Annotated in this window: 14 protein-coding genes; 9 read left to right on the top strand and 5 right to left on the bottom strand. The window is 70.5% G+C overall.

The window, feature by feature from the left end; all coding sequences use genetic code 11:
* Window positions 1–58: 58 nt before the first annotated feature.
* Together ACIBEJ_RS02470 and ACIBEJ_RS02465 are read left to right on the top strand one after the other, a co-directional pair.
* Window positions 59–1,654: a S8 family peptidase gene (locus ACIBEJ_RS02470; RefSeq protein WP_397180787.1), complete on the top strand. Its 1,596-nt coding sequence runs from the start codon at window positions 59–61 to the stop codon at window positions 1,652–1,654.
* Between the two features lie 46 nt (window positions 1,655–1,700).
* Complete coding sequence (locus tag ACIBEJ_RS02465; RefSeq protein ID WP_397180786.1) at window positions 1,701–3,164, top strand: trypsin-like serine protease; 1,464 nt, start codon at window positions 1,701–1,703, stop codon at window positions 3,162–3,164.
* Between the two features lie 368 nt (window positions 3,165–3,532).
* On the opposite strand, the gene ACIBEJ_RS02460 is transcribed toward ACIBEJ_RS02465, so the two are convergent.
* Window positions 3,533–5,059 (bottom strand): S8 family serine peptidase, encoded by a 1,527-nt coding sequence (locus ACIBEJ_RS02460; protein WP_397180785.1) that lies wholly within the window; start codon window positions 5,057–5,059, stop codon window positions 3,533–3,535.
* Between the two features lie 339 nt (window positions 5,060–5,398).
* On the opposite strand from ACIBEJ_RS02460, the gene ACIBEJ_RS02455 reads away from it, so the two are divergent.
* The 3 genes from ACIBEJ_RS02455 (at window position 5,399) to ACIBEJ_RS02445 (ending at window position 10,135) form a co-directional block, all read left to right on the top strand.
* Window positions 5,399–7,906 carry a proprotein convertase P-domain-containing protein gene (locus ACIBEJ_RS02455; RefSeq protein WP_397180784.1) on the top strand — a complete coding sequence of 836 codons (2,508 nt, stop codon included), beginning with the start codon at window positions 5,399–5,401 and terminating at the stop codon, window positions 7,904–7,906.
* Window positions 7,907–7,967: 61 nt separating this feature from the next.
* Window positions 7,968–9,179 (top strand): MFS transporter, encoded by a 1,212-nt coding sequence (locus ACIBEJ_RS02450; protein WP_397180783.1) that lies wholly within the window; start codon window positions 7,968–7,970, stop codon window positions 9,177–9,179.
* Window positions 9,176–10,135: a TolB family protein gene (locus tag ACIBEJ_RS02445; RefSeq protein ID WP_397180782.1), complete on the top strand. Its 960-nt coding sequence runs from the start codon at window positions 9,176–9,178 to the stop codon at window positions 10,133–10,135. Before ACIBEJ_RS02450 ends, ACIBEJ_RS02445 begins: the two co-directional genes overlap by 4 nt.
* Here the strand turns inward: ACIBEJ_RS02445 and ACIBEJ_RS02440 are convergent.
* Both ACIBEJ_RS02440 and ACIBEJ_RS02435 read right to left on the bottom strand, forming a co-directional pair.
* On the bottom strand, window positions 10,116–11,048 hold the full coding sequence (locus ACIBEJ_RS02440; protein WP_397180781.1) for a hypothetical protein: 933 nt from the start codon (window positions 11,046–11,048) through the stop codon (window positions 10,116–10,118). The genes ACIBEJ_RS02445 and ACIBEJ_RS02440 overlap by 20 nt on opposite strands.
* Entirely contained in the window at window positions 11,045–12,019 is a 975-nt protein-coding gene (locus ACIBEJ_RS02435) for a helix-turn-helix domain-containing protein (protein ID WP_397180780.1), read from the bottom strand. The genes ACIBEJ_RS02440 and ACIBEJ_RS02435 overlap by 4 nt, the downstream gene beginning before the upstream one ends.
* A gap of 395 nt (window positions 12,020–12,414) precedes the next feature.
* Between ACIBEJ_RS02435 and ACIBEJ_RS02430 the strand changes: the two genes are divergently transcribed.
* The 4 genes from ACIBEJ_RS02430 to ACIBEJ_RS02415 are packed head-to-tail and all read left to right on the top strand — an operon-like array spanning window position 12,415 to window position 15,171.
* The gene (locus ACIBEJ_RS02430; RefSeq protein WP_397180779.1) at window positions 12,415–12,885 is read left to right on the top strand and encodes a GbsR/MarR family transcriptional regulator; all 471 of its coding nucleotides are present in this window, start codon (window positions 12,415–12,417) and stop codon (window positions 12,883–12,885) included.
* The gene (locus ACIBEJ_RS02425) at window positions 12,882–13,742 is read left to right on the top strand and encodes an ABC transporter ATP-binding protein (protein ID WP_397180778.1); all 861 of its coding nucleotides are present in this window, start codon (window positions 12,882–12,884) and stop codon (window positions 13,740–13,742) included. Before ACIBEJ_RS02430 ends, ACIBEJ_RS02425 begins: the two co-directional genes overlap by 4 nt.
* Entirely contained in the window at window positions 13,739–14,437 is a 699-nt protein-coding gene (locus ACIBEJ_RS02420) for a fluoroquinolone transporter permease (RefSeq protein WP_397180777.1), read from the top strand. The genes ACIBEJ_RS02425 and ACIBEJ_RS02420 overlap by 4 nt, the downstream gene beginning before the upstream one ends.
* Complete coding sequence (locus ACIBEJ_RS02415) at window positions 14,434–15,171, top strand: ABC transporter permease (RefSeq protein ID WP_397180776.1); 738 nt, start codon at window positions 14,434–14,436, stop codon at window positions 15,169–15,171. The genes ACIBEJ_RS02420 and ACIBEJ_RS02415 overlap by 4 nt, the downstream gene beginning before the upstream one ends.
* 267 nt (window positions 15,172–15,438) lie before the next feature.
* Here ACIBEJ_RS02415 and ACIBEJ_RS02410 read toward each other — a convergent pair whose 3' ends face one another.
* Both ACIBEJ_RS02410 and ACIBEJ_RS02405 read right to left on the bottom strand, forming a co-directional pair.
* Complete coding sequence (locus tag ACIBEJ_RS02410; protein ID WP_397180775.1) at window positions 15,439–15,690, bottom strand: hypothetical protein; 252 nt, start codon at window positions 15,688–15,690, stop codon at window positions 15,439–15,441.
* 310 nt (window positions 15,691–16,000) lie between these two features.
* Complete coding sequence (locus ACIBEJ_RS02405; protein WP_397180774.1) at window positions 16,001–16,369, bottom strand: YciI family protein; 369 nt, start codon at window positions 16,367–16,369, stop codon at window positions 16,001–16,003.
* Between the last annotated feature and the right edge of the window lie 148 nt (window positions 16,370–16,517).

The raw sequence follows: 16,517 nt of genomic DNA, 5'->3' as shown, positions 1-16,517 counted from the left end.
GCCCCGCAGGCCGCTTGTCTCAGCCGCGCGCGGCCGGGACCGGGGAGATGGAGTGGTCATGGCACAGCCAGAACGAACCCCGACAGGGGCCGGGCGAGGGTCCGCGCGCCGCACCTCCCTGACCGCGGCCCTGGCCGTCTTCGCCTGCGCTACGGCGATGCTGACCGGCACCGCCGCGGCCGACGGTCCAGACGGCGAGGTGGTGCAGGCCGAACGCCACGTCAGCGGGCAGTACATCGTGGTCCTCAGGCAGGACGCCCCGCGGGCCGCCCAGGGACAGGCGGCCGCGCTGAGCCGCCGCTACGGTGGCGACGTCACCGCCACCTATGCCGTCACGCTCAACGGGTACACCGTCGAAAACCTGTCTGACCGGCAGGCGCGCGAACTCGCCGCGGACCCGTCGGTCAAGGCCGTGTACGAGGACGGCATCACCCGGGCCGCCGACGAGCAGCCGAACCCGCCCTCATGGGGCCTGGACCAGATCGACCAGAAGACGACCACCCTCGACAAGAAGTACGTCTACCCCAACACCGCCGGAAGCGTCACCGCCTACGTCATCGACTCGGGCGTCAACCGGGACCATACGGAGTTCGAGGGCCGCGCCTCCTACGGCTACGACTTCGTGGACGACGACGCCGACGCCTCCGACTGTTTCTGGCACGGCACGCACGTCGCCGGAACGATCGCCGGCAAGACCGTCGGCGTCGCCAAAAAGGCCAAGGTCGTGGCGTTACGCTCACTCGGCTGCGGCGGGAGCGCGCCGGACTCGGCGACCGTGAGCGCGATGGAGTGGGTCGGCGCGAACGGCGTGCTCCCGGCCGTGGTGAACATGAGCCTCACGATGGACTCGGCCGGCGTCGGCGACGAGCAGGTGAAGGCGCTGGTGCGGAAAGGCTTCGTGGTCGCGGTCGCGGCCGGCAACAACGGCCAGGACGCGTGCGGCGTGAGCCCCGCCAGGACACCCGAAGCGATCACCGTCGGCTGGATCAACCAGGGTGGCGGACGCAGCGGGAACTACGGCACCTGCCTCGACCTGTTCGCACCCGGCGGCGGCATTCACTCGGCCGACCACACCGGCGGCTACCGCTCGGGCAGCGGCACGTCGATGGCTTCGCCGCACGTCGCGGGCGCGGCGGCCATGTACGTGCAGGCCAACAGGTCCGCCACGCCGCAGCAGGTGCGCGACGCCCTCGTCGACAACGCCACCCCCGGCCTGGTGACGAGTCCCGGCACCGGCTCACCGAACAGGCTTCTGTGGACGGGCTTCATCGGCGCCGGGACCCCGACGTGCGGCACCGTGGCCAACGACGCGGACGTCGACATCCCCGACCCCGCGACCGGCGCCATGCCCCCGCGCCCGGTCGGCACCACGATCGTTCAGGACGCCTGCGAGGGCCGGGCATCGGCCACGCTGCCGGTCAAGGTGGACATCGACCACACCTACACCGGCGATCTGGCGATCGACCTCATCGGCCCGAGCGGCACCGTCTACAACCTCGAGAAGGCCGGCGGCGTCGGCGCGCACGACGGAGTGCACCAGACCTACACCGTGGACGCCTCGCGTGAGAACGCCAACGGCACCTGGAAGCTGCAGATCCAGGACGTGTACCGGTTCGACACCGGCAAGCTGACCGGCTGGTCCATCACCTTCTGATGCGTACGTGCCGTTCCCACCACACCCCACAGCAAAGGGAACTCGAATGAGAGCACCACGTCTCATACTGCCGCTGGCCCTCGCGCTGGCCGTGACGATGACGCCCATGACGGGCCCGGCCGCGGCCGACCCGCCGCCCCGCCCGCGCAGCACCGCGGCCACCCCCACCGACCGGCTCACGCCGGGCGCGACCCCGAGCCCCGGCATCGTCAACGGGCAGCCGGCCTCACACCGCGACCACCCGTCCGTCATCGCGGGCTTACGCGTCGGTGGTAGCGGGCCGCAGGGCGCCTCCTGCACGGCGTCCGTCGTCGGGAAGCGGACGATCCTCACCGCCGCACACTGCATGATCGACGTCGCCGGCGAGAAGAGCTACGTGTACGGCGACGACGACCTGACCACCGCGGGCGACGAGGCGTTCCGCACGCGGGTGGACAAGTTCGTCACGCATCCGGAGTACCGGCAGGCCAACGACTGGCGTAAGGGGTACGACGTCGCCGTCGTCACCACCCAGGACGACCTGCCCGTACCCCGAAGCCAATGGGCCAGGGTGGCCGGATCGGGGGACGCCGCGCTCACGCAGCCGGGCAGGACCGGCATTGTGCTCGGGTTCGGCAAGCACCAGCAGGGCAAGCTGTACTCGGCCACGCTGCCGGTCAACGACCCCGGCGGCTGCCAGGTATTCGACGTCAGCGTCAACGGCGACGTCATGCTGTGCACGGGCTATGACGACGGGCGGACGGGGATCTGCTCCGGCGACAGCGGCGGCCCGTTCACCGTGGACGGAGTCGTCGTCGGCATCGTGTCGTTCGGCGCGGGCACCTGTGACCGCTACAGCATCATGGCCCGTCTCACCAACGCGATGGGCGACTGGGCCCGGGAGACCATCGGTCAGGAGCCAGGCGACGGGACGTTCGGCGTCGGCCTCAGCCCGTCGGCCGGCAAGGTGGAGCCCGGCGCGTACATCTCCACGACCGTCACCAGCCAGGCCGGCGATCAGGGGCCGGAGGGGCTCGACCTGTCCGCCGCGGGGCTGCCCGGCGGCGCCAGAGCGACCTTCCAGCCGGCCAGGGTCAACGCGGGCGACACCGCCAAGCTGACCATCGAGACGGCGGCGAGTACCCCGAAGGGCACCTACAAGATCACTGTCACCGCTCAGAGCGGCTCCGGCAGCGCCAAGACCGCCGACTACACCCTGACCGTCGGCGACGGCGGCGGCACCGAAGGCCCACAGGTTTCCGTCTCGCCCGCGTCCGGAACCGTCCAGCGCGGCGGGCTCGCCCAGGCGACGGTCACCGTGACCGGCGGATCGGGCACCAGCAGGCTGAGCGCATCCGGGCCCGGGCTGCCCATCAGCCCGTTCTTCAACCCCTCGTCCGTCAGTCCGGGCGGGAGATCACAGGTCATGATCTTCGCGCCCTTCACACCGGGCACCTACACGATCACGATCACCGCCACGGACGGCGCGTCCAAGTCCGGCAGCGCCCTCTACACCCTCACCGTGCGATGATCTCGCATCGGTGAGTTCAGGACCCGGCGGGCCGTACGAACCGGCCACGGCCCGCCGGGTCGCGGCCGGAACTGGAGAACACCTTCGAGCAGAAGTCGCCCGCCACGACGCGGTGTCCCCCTGCCCCAGACGAACCCTGGCCCCGATCGGGGGTGGCGACGGTTCAGACAGGCGTCAGGGGTGGGCAGCACAGCCTCCATGGGCTGCCCGTCCCGCGTCCTGGCCCGGCAGGATCAGGGCGTGCGCGTTGCGCGCAAACTGCCGGAGCAGGCGCGTCGGCACGTCCCCGCAACCCCCTGACGCCGAAGGAGATCGACGCTTCAGGGCGACCTCGTCGGGCAGTTGGAGATGGGCGGAGCCGGCCACGTTCATGGGGTCAGGGTCCAGGAGATCACCGCTCCGGCGTCGGCCTTGTAGGCGTCGCGGACGCGCAGGCGCCAGACGCCCTCCAGCACCTCCGCGCTGAGGTCGACGGGATAATCGGCGATCAGATCAGCGGCGGAGTCGTCGGAGTCGGCCCGCTTGAGCGGATACGCGCTGCCGTCGGGCGCGATCAGGTCCACGACCAGGTCGCCGCGGTAGGTGTGACGGAGGTTCACCGCCACCTTGGCGGACGCCGATCCGGTGCCCGTGCACCCGGCCGTGGTGACTGGGCGTTCGACGGTCGCACGGTCGGCCAGATCAGCGCCCCGGGCGTCGGTGAACGGCCCGCAGGCCGCCGCCTGGGGGATGAACAGCAGGCGGTTGGGCGAGCCGGACCCGGCACCGGTGACCTTGCCGGAGGTGGCCGAATCGATGATCGACTGCTGGATCTGGGCCGGCGTCCTGCCCGGCGAGGCGCCCAGCAGCAGCGCCGCGGCTCCGGCGACGTGCGGCGAAGCCATCGAGGTTCCGCTGATGGTGTTGACGGCGCTGTCGGAGGTGTGCCAGGCGGAGGTGATCTCCCCGCCGGGCGCGAACAGGTCCAGGCATCGTCCCCAGTTGGAGGTGCTGCGGCGGCTGTCGTTGGAGTTGGTCGCGCCGACGGTGATCACCTCGGGGACGGAGGCCGGGCCAACCGAGCAGGCGTCGGCGTTGTCGTTGGCCGCGGCGGCCACGTAGGTGTAGCCGCGGCTGACGGAGTTGCGGATAGCGGTGGTGAGGGCCGAGCTGACGGCGGTCTTCACGCTGACGTTGACCACCGCGGGCGCAGTGCCGTTGGCGGCGATCCAGTCCACACCGGACAGGACCGCGGAGTTGGGGCCGCGCCCGTCGCAGCCCAGCACCCGGACGGCGATGGGCATGGCCTTCTTGGCCACGCCGTGGGCGGTGCCGCCGATAGTGGCGGCCACATGCGTGCCGTGGCCGTTGCAGTCGGAGGCCACGTCGTCACCGTCGAGGAGATCGCGTCCGTAGGAGGCCCGGCCGCCGAAGTCGGCGTGGGTGATGCGGATTCCGGTGTCGATCACGTAGGCCCGGACCCCCTGCCCGGTGCCCGGATAGGTGAAGGAGCGCGACAGGGGCAGGTCGCGCTGGTCGATCCGGTCCAGCCCCCAGCTCGGCGGGTCGTCCTGCCGATCGGCGGCGAGGATGGCCATGGAGTCCTGTTCCACATGCGCCACCGAGGGGTCGGTGGCCAGTTCGCGCGCCGCGGTCTGGCTCATCGCCGCGGCGAAGCCCTTGATCGCGGTGGAGTACGTGCGTTCCACCTCGCCGCCGTAACGCGCGGCGAGATCCCTGGCCGCCGGAGCGACACCACGTCCGTGCAACTCCCCGGTGTCCTTGAGTACGACGATGTAGCGGTCGGGGATGGCCTGTGGATCAGGCGGCGGGGCGGCGTGGGCGTCGACCGGCGAGTACGCGACGGCCGTGACAGCGATCAGGCCGGCGGCCAGCGTGCGGGTGCTTCGTCTCATGGGTCAGAAAGGTCGCCCCACAATCCGCACGTGTGGGCCGTCCATTGCCACTGGCACCAATGTGCCATGCCCAAGGCGACAAAAACCGATATATCACCATAAAAGATCTTAAATGCCCAACTGAGGAAGGGGCCAAATCACGGAACAACCCGATTTGGCACGCAGAATTACCACCTTCACCTCGGCAAAGACCCGTCCGCCCTGCCCGGCTATTCACGGAATGAAGGTGCCCGGCATGACCGGCCCATTGACTCGGAGTTCAGCGCGGGTAGTTTTCAGTCCGCCGTGGGCCCACGGATCAACTCGCGATCTCCCCCCAATCCGAGAGGAACCCCCACAGTGATCCGTCACGAGCATCGACGACGGCTGCTGGCCGGCGCGACGGGCGTGGTGATGCTGGCGGCCCTGGGCACGACCATCACTCCGGCCCAGGCCATGCCCGCTTCCGCCGCGTTAGCCGTACCCCAGCAGGAAGCGGCACCACCCCAGAAGGCCGTCCTTCGCGACCAGGCCGCACCGGCCACGAACGCGGTCCCCCAGCTCGCCGAGGCCGGTGCCACCGTCACCGCCGCCGGCGCTTCCGGCACCACCGCCCGCGACGTCTGCAGCAGCGGCGCCGCCTGGCTGCGCCTCCGTTTCACCCGCCTGGACCTGCGCGGTAAGGACAGCCTGAAGCTGACCGGCTCGCGCGGTGGCACCTTCCGTTTCACCGGCGCCCACTGGCGCGACCGCGGCTTCACCACCCGCGCGTTCCAGGGCGACTGCGTCAAGGTCGAACCGCGCTTCGCCGACCCGGCCAGCGTCTACGCCGTGGAGAGCGTCCAGGCCGGGACACGACCTCTGGCGTCGGCCGAGGTCGTGGTGGCCGGCGCGGGCGACATCTGCGGCAGCGCCTGCGCCGAGACCGGAAAGCTGCTCACCTCCATCAACCCGGCGGCCGTCTTCACCACCGGCGACAACGCCTACGAAAGCGGCACGCTGAGTGAGTACAGGGGTGCCTACCACCGCACCTGGGGCCCCTTCTTCGGCAAGACTTATCCGACCCCGGGCAACCACGAGTACGAGACCAGTGGCGCCTCGGGTTACTTCGACTATTTCGGGGCCCGCGCCGGCGTCCGTGGCCAGGGCTATTACAGCTGGGACATCGGCGACTGGCACTTCATCGCCCTCAACAGCAACGTCTCCATGGCCACCGGCTCGGCACAGGAGCAGTGGCTACGCCAGGACCTGGCCGCCAACACCAAGCCCTGCACCGCCGCGTACCTGCATCACCCGCTCTACAACGTCGGCAGGCACAGTCCTTCCACCGGCACCCGGCCGCTGTGGAAGGCGCTGTATGACGCCAAGGCCGACCTGATGCTGGCCGGCCACGACCACAACTATCAGCGCTGGGCGCCGCAGGACCACCAGGGCGCGGCCAAGGCCGACGGTGTCCGGGAGATCCTGGTCGGCACCGGCGGCAGGAGCTTCTACCCCCTCGGCTCCGGCAACCCGGCCAACCTCCAGGTAAAGAACGCCAACACCCACGGCGTGCTCAAGCTGACCCTGTCGGCCGAGTCCTACCGCTTCGATTTCGTGCCGATCGCCGGCCGGACCTTCACCGACTCCGGCACCCAGCGCTGTCACAAGGCCGGAACCGGCGACCCGGACTTCGCCATGAGCGCCGATCCAGCCGCGCTTTCGGTCGCCCCGGGCGCCTCCGGCTCCGCTACCGTTGCCCTGGCCAGCACGAACGGCTTCGCAGGCACCGCGCGGCTGTCGGCCTCCGCCCCGTCCGGCATCACCGCGACCCTCTCGCCGTCGTCGGTGACGCTGCCCTCCGGAGGCACGGCAAGCGCCAGGCTCGACGTGGCGGTGGCCCAGGGCCTCCCGCCCGGCACCCACACCCTGACCGTGACCGGAGCCTCCGGGTCCCTGTCCCACTCCACGCAGGTCCGGCTCACGGTCGGCACGGGTGGCGGCCCGGTCTTCGCCGACGACTTCGAGCAGGACCGAGGCTGGCAGGTCAACCCGGCCGGGACCGACACGGCCACGTCCGGCCGCTGGGAGCGCGGCGACCCGGAAGAGACCGCCGAGTCCGGCGTCAAGCAGCTCGGCACCGCCGTGAGCGGCACCAACACGCTGGTCACCGGCAGGCTCGCCGGATCGGGCCCGGGCGCCAACGACGTGGACGGCGGCCTCACGAGTGTGCGGTCGCCGGCCATCACGCTGCCTTCCGGGACATCCACGCTGAAGCTCTCGCACACCTTCTCCCACCGCGACAACTCCTCCGCCGCCGACTTCCTGCGCGTCAAGGTGATCGGCTCCACCACCGCCACCGTGCTGGAACGCAAGGGCACGGCCGGCACCGACCTGGACGGCGCGTGGACCTCGCTGACGGCCGACCTTTCGGCCTTCGCCGGGCAGACCGTCCGGATCCTGGTGGAGACGGCCGACGCCGACACCGCGAGCCTCATCGAGGCCGCGATCGACGACGTGAGCGTCACCGCGTCGGGGGCCGGCGGGGCGACGTTCGGCAACGACGCCGACGTCCCCGTCGCCGACCAGGGGAGCGCGGAAAGCGCGGTGGAGGTCACCGGGCAGCCGGGCAACGCCCCGGCCGCGCTCCGGGTCAAGGCCCAGGTCACCCATCCCTATCGGGGTGACCTGGCGGTCGAGGTGGTGGCGCCGGACAACCGGATCTTCCCGGTCAAGGCGCCGCACACCAAACAGGACGGCACCGACCTGGCGCTCGACACCATCGTCGACGCCTCAGCCGTGGTGGCCGACGGGACGTGGCGGCTGCGGGTCAAGGACACCCTCGCGCAGGACAACGGCGTCCTGACCGGGTGGAGCCTGACCTTCTGACCGCCACCGCGGGTGCGGGGATTCCGGGCCCCGCACCCGCCTCTCTCTTCAGAGGTGTGCTGTGTACCTGTCCTCCACCAGGGCTGCCGCCCCCGCTCCGGCGGGCGGAGGCCCGCGTTCCTTCCGCGTCCCGGCCACCGTGGTGGCACTGGGCCTGGTCAGCTTCTTCACCGACATCTCCAGTGAGATGATCGCCGCGTTCCTCCCCATGTACGTGCTTTACGGGCTGGGCGCGGGCTACCTGCAGCTCGGCCTGCTCGACGGGCTGCACACCGGGGCCAGCGCCCTGCTACGCCTGGCGGGAGGGCATCTGGCCGATCGCCTGGCACGCCCCAAAGTTGTGGCCATGGCCGGTTACGGCCTGTCGGCGCTGAGCAAGCTGCTGTTCCCGGTGGCGGGCGGAGCGGTCGCCGGGATCAGCGCGGCCATCGCCGTCGACCGGGCGGGCAAGGGCCTGCGGACGGCTCCCCGCGACGCCATGATCACGGCCGCGACGCCGCCGCCGCGCCTCGGCGCCGCGTTCGGAGTGCATCGCGCGCTGGACACCGCGGGCGCACTGCTGGGCCCGCTGGCGGTCTTCGCGCTGGTGGCCGTGATCGGCGACGCCTACGACGCCGTCTTCGTCACCAGCTTCTGCCTGGCGCTGATCGGGCTGATGATTCTGGCCTGTTTCGTCCGGGAGCGCCGGATCGAGGCCGGGACACGGCCGAAGGTCGTGCTCAAGGACGGCCTGCGACTGGTGAGCGACCCGGCGCTGCGCCGGGTGACCCTGTACGCCGGACTCTTCGGCCTGGTCACCGCCGGTGACGCGTTCGTCTTCGTGGCGGTACAGCGGCAGGCCGGGCTGCCGGTCGGGACGCTGCCGCTGATGCCGCTGGCCACCTCGCTGATATTCCTGCTGGCGGCGGTGCCGCTGGGCCGGCTGGCCGACCGCATGGGCGGCTGGCGGGTCTTCCTGATCGGTCACGCCCTGCTTGCGTCGTCCTACGGCCTGCTCGCGCTGCCGGCGACGGCGTTGTTCGCGCTGCCACTGCTCGGGCTCTACTACGCGGCCACCGACGGCGTCCTGATGGCGTTGCTGGCTCACCGCCTGCCCGTCCACCTGCGGGCCAGCGGCCTGGCCCTCACCCAGACCGCGCAGGCCGTGGCCCGCGCGGGCGGGGCGGTCGGTTTCGGCGTACTGGCCACCGGGCTGGGCCTGGGGTGGTCGTTCACCGCCGCGGGCCTCGCGCTCGGCGTGATCCTTTTGACGGCCTGGAGGTCCCCGTCATGAAGCGCAGCACCGTGATCGGCGTCCTTTCCATCGTGGCCATCCTCGGCGCGGGCGGCGGCTACGTGGCCCAGGCCGTTGACAGCCAAGACCAGCCACCGGTACGGCAGGCCGCCACGAGCGGCGCCGCCCGGCTGGTCTTCCTCGACAAGGGCCGCACCCTGGCCCAGGTGCCCGCCGCCGACCCCGGCGCGGCCCCGGCCCCGCGCGGGCAGAGTTGCGTGCGTTCCTACACCGCCGCCCGCACCACGATCTGCCTGCGTCCGGTCACGCTCCCCGCCGGGTTCGAGGCGGTGATCACGCGTGACGACCGGCCGGTGACCGAGCCGCTGCACATCGACGGCACACCCAGCCGGGCCCGTGTCTCTCCCAGCGGGCGGCTGGCGGCCTGGACGGTCTTCCGGAGCGGCGACTCCTACGATCCGGGCGGCTTCGCCACCACCACCGGCATCTACGACACCGGCACGGGCATACACCACGGCTCGCTGGAGGACTTCTCGGTGGTGGTGGACGGCGAGCCGTACCGGCGGGAGGATCGTAATTTCTGGGGCGTGACCTTCGCCGCCGACGACGAGACCTTCTACGCCACCATGGGCTCGGCCACGAAGATCTGGCTGCTGCGCGGTGAGCTGTCCACCCGCACGCTCACCGCGATCGGGCGGGACGCCGAGTGCCCGTCCCTGTCGCCCGACGGCACCCGGCTGGTCTACAAGAAGCGCGTGGGCGAGCACTGGCGGCTGCACGTCCGAGATCTGGCCGGCGGTAGGGAGACCCCGTTGGCCGAACCCGCCGAGGTGGACGACCAGGCGGCGTGGCTGGACGGCTCGACCGTGGCCTACTCGCGTCCGGTCGACGGGCGTCCGGCGCTGTTCGCCGTGCCCGCCGACGGCGGCGGGGCGCCACGGCTGCTGCGGCGCGAGGCCACGTCTCCGGCGCTGGTCAGTCCCATTCCCAGCTGACGCCGTGGATGCCGTGCTCGGGATCGAGCCTGACGTGCGCGGCGACGGCCGAGCACCCGATCCGCAACTGCCCCACCTCACGCTTCGGATGGGCGACCGAGGGCTGGAAGTAGGCGTGGCAGTGCGCGGGCAACACGGCCGGATCGAAGGCGATCTCCACCGTCAGCTCGCGCATTCCCTCGTCGACGCGGAAACTCGCGTAGCGGTCGATGTGCCCGGGCGGAAAGGCCAGGGTGTATTCCAGCACCGCGGTCCCGCCCACCGGCAGTTCCCGGTCCAGGAGCATCTCGTGCACCTCGAAACCGGTCTCCGGGTCGTTCCTGATCCGGCCGGGCCGCCAGCCGCGCGCCTGTTCGATCTCCGGCCCCGGAACACCCGCCATGAACGAGCGGTGCACCATGAGTTCACGCCACACCGGCTCGCGGTGAGCGCGCACCACCACCTGCGTGGTCAGGGACCGGATCTGCCGATGCGCGTCCATGCGCAGCAGTGCGCTGTGCCGCAGCCGCTCCAGCCGGGTCAGGCAGTCGGGGGTCGCCTCCAACTGCGCCAATGCTCGCCACAGCCCTTCTGGCCTGGCCCACGCCTGGTCGGGGCGCGAGGGGTGGTGCCCGCTCCAGCGGCCTCGGGGACGTGGCGGACCGAGCAGCGTGACCAGTGAGCCGGCGGGCAACTCCAGCATCCGCTCCAGGACGCCGACCGCCCGCAGGGAGTCGGCGCGCTCGGGCTGGGTGCGGCCCGACTGCCAGTAGCTCAGCGCCGTCCGGCTCACCGAGAGCCCTTGCTCGCGCAGATGGTGCTGGAGCCGCTCCAGGCTGAGGCCGCTGGCCTGGATGGCCAGACGCAGCGCCAGGCTGAACGGTCCGCTCTCCAGTGCGTCGGCAAGCGCCGGCTCCGTGCGCCTCCTGCTCACGACAGCCAGCCCCGGCCGGCGGCAGCGGCGGCAAGCTGGAAGCGGTTGGTCGTCGCGGTCTGGGCCATGAGCTGCTCCAGGCGGCGGTAGAAGGTCCGGCGGCTCAAGCCGAGCGTCTCGGCCGCCCTGGTGTCGCTGATGCCGGAGTTGAGCAGCACCAGCAGCCGTCGATCGGCCGGCTTGATGGCCGCCGCGGGCCCGCCGGCCAGGTGCAGCGGCACCGCCGTGGCCCAGGCCAGGTCGAACAGGCCGATCAACGCCTCCAGCAGCCCGCCCGCGTACACGATGACCAGCCGCGCGTCCGGGCCGTCGCCCGGCCGGGTCAGCCAGGCCAGGTCCGCGTCCAGGACGGTCATGTTCACCGGCAGTTCCGGCGCCACCCGTGCCTGCTCACCGGCCTCGACGCAGGGGATGACGTTCTCCTCGAGGTAGCCGGGCAGTTCCAGGCAGTCGCGCGAGTAGACCACGCGGTAGCTCACGCCGCGGCCCAGGTGCTCGATCTCGGCCCGGTTGGCGGCGCCGAACAAGTGCGGCGGCCGGTCCAGGCGGCGGATCCCGTGGCGGACACCCGCCGCCAGTTGCCGGATGCGCAGCTTCACCGCCGCGCCGGTGACCACCTCGACCGGGGAGTCGACATCGACCGGACGCGCGGATCTGCGGTGCTCCTCAAAGGACTGGCTCACCGCGATCCTGGCCTGTTCCAGCTCGACCTGGCGGCGCCGTACCAGCGCCTCCAGGCCCGCTTCGGGGATCACCGCGCGCACGCCTCCGCCGGTGTCGTGGCGGGCGGCCAGCCCCCAGGTGATCAGTTCCTTGACCGCGGCGCGCACGCCGTCGCCGCGCAGGTCCAGTGCCGCCGCCAGCTCGGCCTCGGTGGCGCGTCGCACTCTGAACAGATGCTCGTAGACTCTCGCCGTGTCGGCACGCAGGCCCAGCAGGACGAGCTGGTGGTGCAGATCCTCCTGTTCCACGCGGTCACTATGGCATGTTCCGGCCCGATACTCCCGGCCCTTCGCCCACAGTTCCCCGGACCCGCCGGACGGCGACGCGCCGGAGCTCGCCCCCTGTCAGTTGCCCGGAAACGGGCTGGCCGGGCTCCGCGGCTGGGTCGCCGGCCCGCACGACCATGATGGAGCCAACCTGGATGAGTTCGGCCTCGCCTGAAGGCGCCGCCCAAGTCTGCCGCTGACGGTCTGGCCTACGCCTACGTCACCCAGCGCACCCGTATCCGCGACCTCCGCATCCTGATCGACGACCCCCGGATGCGCGCGATCAGGGTGGCCGGCGTCGCCTACGACCTTGCCACCCTTGACTGAACTTTCAATAAGTATTGAAAGTTCAGTCCGTCAGCGTCTATCTTTTCCGCATGGACAGGACCGCGTTGCACGACTACGCCGACGAGATCGGCGCGTGGATAGAGGGGCTCGGGCTGCCTCGCATGGCCGGGCGGGTGCTGGGCTGGTTGATGGTGTGTGAGCCTCCTCATCAGTCCGCCGACGAGCTGGCCGAGGCGCTGCAGGCCAGCCGCGGCGCTATCAGCATGTCGGTGCGGATGCTGATGGCCGGTGGCTCGGTGGAGCGCCACCTCGTGCCCGGGACGCGTCGCACGTACTACCGGATGCGGCCGGGGTTTTGGCTGCGCGAGGCCGAGGACAAGGCCCGGATGGCCGGCGAGTGGCGCAAGGTCACCGAACGCGGGCTGGAACTGCTGAGCGACCGCGGCGAGGACAGCCGCCGGCGCATGCAGGAGGCGCACGACATGTACGCCTTCCTGGAGCAGGAGTACGGCCGCATCCAGGATCGATGGCTGGAACATCAGGCGAAGAAGGAGACATGACCGTTGTCGACGTCAGCGAGCTGACCTTCACCTACCCGAAATCGGCCGAGCCCGCCGTGAACGGCATGGGCTTCACCGTCGAGCAGGGCGAGGTGTTCGGCTTTCTCGGGCCCAGCGGCGCCGGGAAGTCGACCACGCAGAAGATCCTCACCGGGCTGCTGGCCGGCCACGGCGGGCGGGCCACCGTCTGGGGGAAGGAACCCGCCGCCTGGGGCGGCGACTACTACCAGCGCATCGGCGTCTCCTTCGAGCTGCCCAACCACTACCACAAGCTCACCGCGCTGGAGAACCTGCGCTTCTTCGCCTCCCTCTACCACGGGCCGACCGAGGACCCCATGACGCTGCTGGAGCGCGTCGACCTGGCCGAGCACGCCCACGTCCGGGTAGGCGCCTACTCCAAAGGCATGCAGATGCGGCTCGTCTTCGTCCGGGCCCTGCTGCACCGGCCAGAACTGCTCTTCCTGGACGAACCCACCTCGGGCATGGACCCCGTCAACGCCCGCCGGGTCAAGGACATCATCGGCGAGATCCGCGCCGAAGGCCGCACCGTGTTCCTCACCACCCACGACATGGCCACCGCCGACCAACTGTGCGACCGGGTCGCCTTCGTCAACGATGGCCGGATCGCCGCCCTCGACACCCCCGCCGAGCACAAGGTCAGCCGCAGCCGCCGGCTGGTACGCGTCACCTACCGCGCCGGAACCCGGTTGGCGAGCAAGGACTTCCCGCTGGACGGCTTCGCCGACGACCCGCTCTTTCGCTCGCTGGCGGCCGAGAACGCCATCGAAGCCCTGCACAGCCAGGAGGCCAGCCTCGAAGACGTCTTCATCGACGTCACCGGAAGGGCACTGGCATGAGGGCCGCGCTGCTCCTGGACTTCCGCCTGCAGCGCCGATACGGATTCTGGCACGCCACCGCGTTCGTCATCCTCCTCTGGATCGGCGTGCTGTGGATCGTGCCGGACCAGTTGCTCGGGGCGGCGATGCCGTACCTGCTGATGGCCGACCTGGAGTTCTTCATGTTCTTCATCGGTGGCGCGCTGTTCTTCGAGAAGGGCGAGCGGACCCTGTTCGCGCTGCTGATCACCCCGCTGCGGTTCGGCCACTATCTGACGGCCAAGCTGCTGTCCATGCTGGCGCTGGCCCTGCTCACCTGTGCCGTCGTGGTACTGGCCGACTACGGCCTCGGCTTCGACCCGCTCGCGCTGACGGCCGGAGTGAGCGCGATGGCGCTGCTGATGATCCTGGCCGGCTTCGTGACCGCGCCGCTGTTCCCCTCGGTCAGCGAGTGGCTGATGCCCTCCACCCTGGTGCTCGCCCTGGCCAACCTGCCCCTGCTGGACTACTCCGGGCTGGTGCCACACTGGGCGTTCTATTTGATTCCGACCGAGGGCGTGGCCCTGCTGCTGGGCTCGGCCTTCCACCAGGTATCGCTCACCGGCTGGCAGGCGGTCTACGCCGTGGCGTATCCGGCCCTGTGGATCGCGCTGCTGTGCCGTACCGCCCGATGGGTCTTCGACCGGCACGTCGTGGCCAGGGAGGGCGGCCGATGATGCGCATGATCGGCGCCTTCGGCCGCAACGACCTGCGGACCGTCCGCCGGGACTCCCTGTTGGCCGGGGTACTGCTCGGGCCCTTCCTGTACGCGGCCTTTCTGTGGTTCCTGCCCGCGGCCACCACCGTCGCCGAGCGGCAATGGGCCTTCGACCTCATCCCCTACCGGTCCCTGATCATCAGCGCGTTCTGCGTGATGGGGCCGCCGCTCCTGCTCTGCGCGGTCATGGCGCTGCAACTGCTGGACGAACGCGACCAGCGCACCATGTCCGCACTCCGCGTCACTCCAGTCCCGCCGGGGCTCTATCCCGCCTACCGGGCGGCCATCACCGGCACGGTCACCACGCTCATGATCATCGCCTCACTGGCCGTTTCGCGCACGCTCACCGCTCAGGAACTGGTGCGGAGCATCCCGGTGGCCATCAGCGCCGGGCTGCTCGCTCCGATCATGGGCTTCCTGATGGCCTCCCTCGCACGTAACAAGGTCGAAGGACTGGCGGTGATGCGCGTGCTCGGGCTGACGGTGTTCACCATCCCGTTCGTCCCATTCTTCTTCCTCCACGAACCGTGGCAACTCGCCTTTGGAATCCTGCCGCCGTACTGGCCGATGCGCGCGTTCTGGGCGCTTATGGACGGCGGCGCCTACTGGCCGTATCTGCTGGCCGGGCTCCTCTACAACACCGTGCTCTGCCTGACTCTGCTCAAAGCGCTGAACCGACGTCTGACCAGATAGAGAGCGCAACGCCGTGATCCACGACTTCGTCCGCCACGACAACCCGTTGTACGCCATGGGCAGCGCCGGCCACGCTGACGCCCTTGGCAAGACCGTGGCGCCTGTGGCCGCTCGGCTGACACGTGGACGGCGCGGCCAACGGCGGAGCAACCGAGGCGGGTGCCGCGAACAGCAGATCGTGGAGCCATCGCGTCGAACCGGACAACATGTTCCCACCTGAACGCGGGCGTCCGGCTCCTGGCGAGCCGGATCAGCCCGGTGCCCGGTCTAACAGGCCACCGACTCCTCGCGGGCCGCGTCGTCGCCGGAGTCGGGGAGGAGGCAGTTCGAGGAGCGGGTCTGGTAGGTGTGGCCGATGAGGAAGCCGATCGGGCAGGTCGCGCTGGACCGTGTCCCGTAGTTCTTCCAGGGTCCGTAGGCGGTTCTGCGGGTCGGCCCGGTCCCGCACGTGATCTTGACCCGGTGCTGGGAGAGGATGACGAACGGCGTGCACAGCGAATACGCCGCGCTTCGGTTCACGGCGGTCGAGCTGCACGCGGCGGCGGAGGCGGCCGAAGCAGGCTGGACGAGGCCCGTAAGCAGGGCGCACACGGGTAAGGAAGCCACGACAACACGGCTCACTGTCCTGATCATGGACGGTTCCCCTTTCGGAACGGGCTCCTTGGTCGTGCCTCCAATGAACCTCGCGAACCGCCATCAGGCCAGCGATTCCACCAGACGGGACAGACCCGGACACAGCTCGCGCTCCTCGCGAGCGGGCGCCGGGTACGCGACAAAGCCCGGTGGCGGCCACCGACGCTGTCGGTAGCCGCCACCGGGCTGTGGAATGTCAGGCGGGAGGCGCCTCCTGGAGGGCGCGCACCTCGATCCTGCTGCGCAGCGCCCGCGAGACCTGCTTGGTCCATTCGATCGCGACGTCGTCGTTCTCGGCCTCGATGATCCAGAAGCCGCCCAGGTACTCGTCGGCCTTGACGAACGGGCCCGGGGTGAGCACGGGGCTGTCACCGGAGTAGTCCACGGTGGTCGCGCTCGACGGCGGCTGCAGGCCGCCGGCCGACACGAACGCGCCCGCCTCCTGAAGCGCGGTGTTGAACGCACCGACCGCGGCGATAGCCTCCTGCAGCTCCGCGGGGTCCATGCTCTCCATCGTCGGCTCCTCGTCGGAGGCGTGGGGGATGCTCAGAAAGTACTGCGTCATTGTCATCTCCTCGTCAGGGTGGTCGCTGGATCGTCCGGCGACCACTGCCTGAACGTTAGGCCGGGGCTCCCCGGTACGGCATCGGTCACCGTTACCTATGTCCGGCAGATCGATGACCGGCCCTTACCTCTGAAGCTCGGATCGACGG

Origin of the sequence: Nonomuraea sp. NPDC050790, from assembly GCF_044456745.1 — a bacterium.
In the GTDB taxonomy this organism is placed as follows: Bacteria; Actinomycetota; Actinomycetes; order Streptosporangiales; family Streptosporangiaceae; genus Nonomuraea.
The sequence above is the reverse complement of the archived record's forward strand: the minus strand, read 5'-3'. Positions and strand labels throughout refer to the sequence as shown.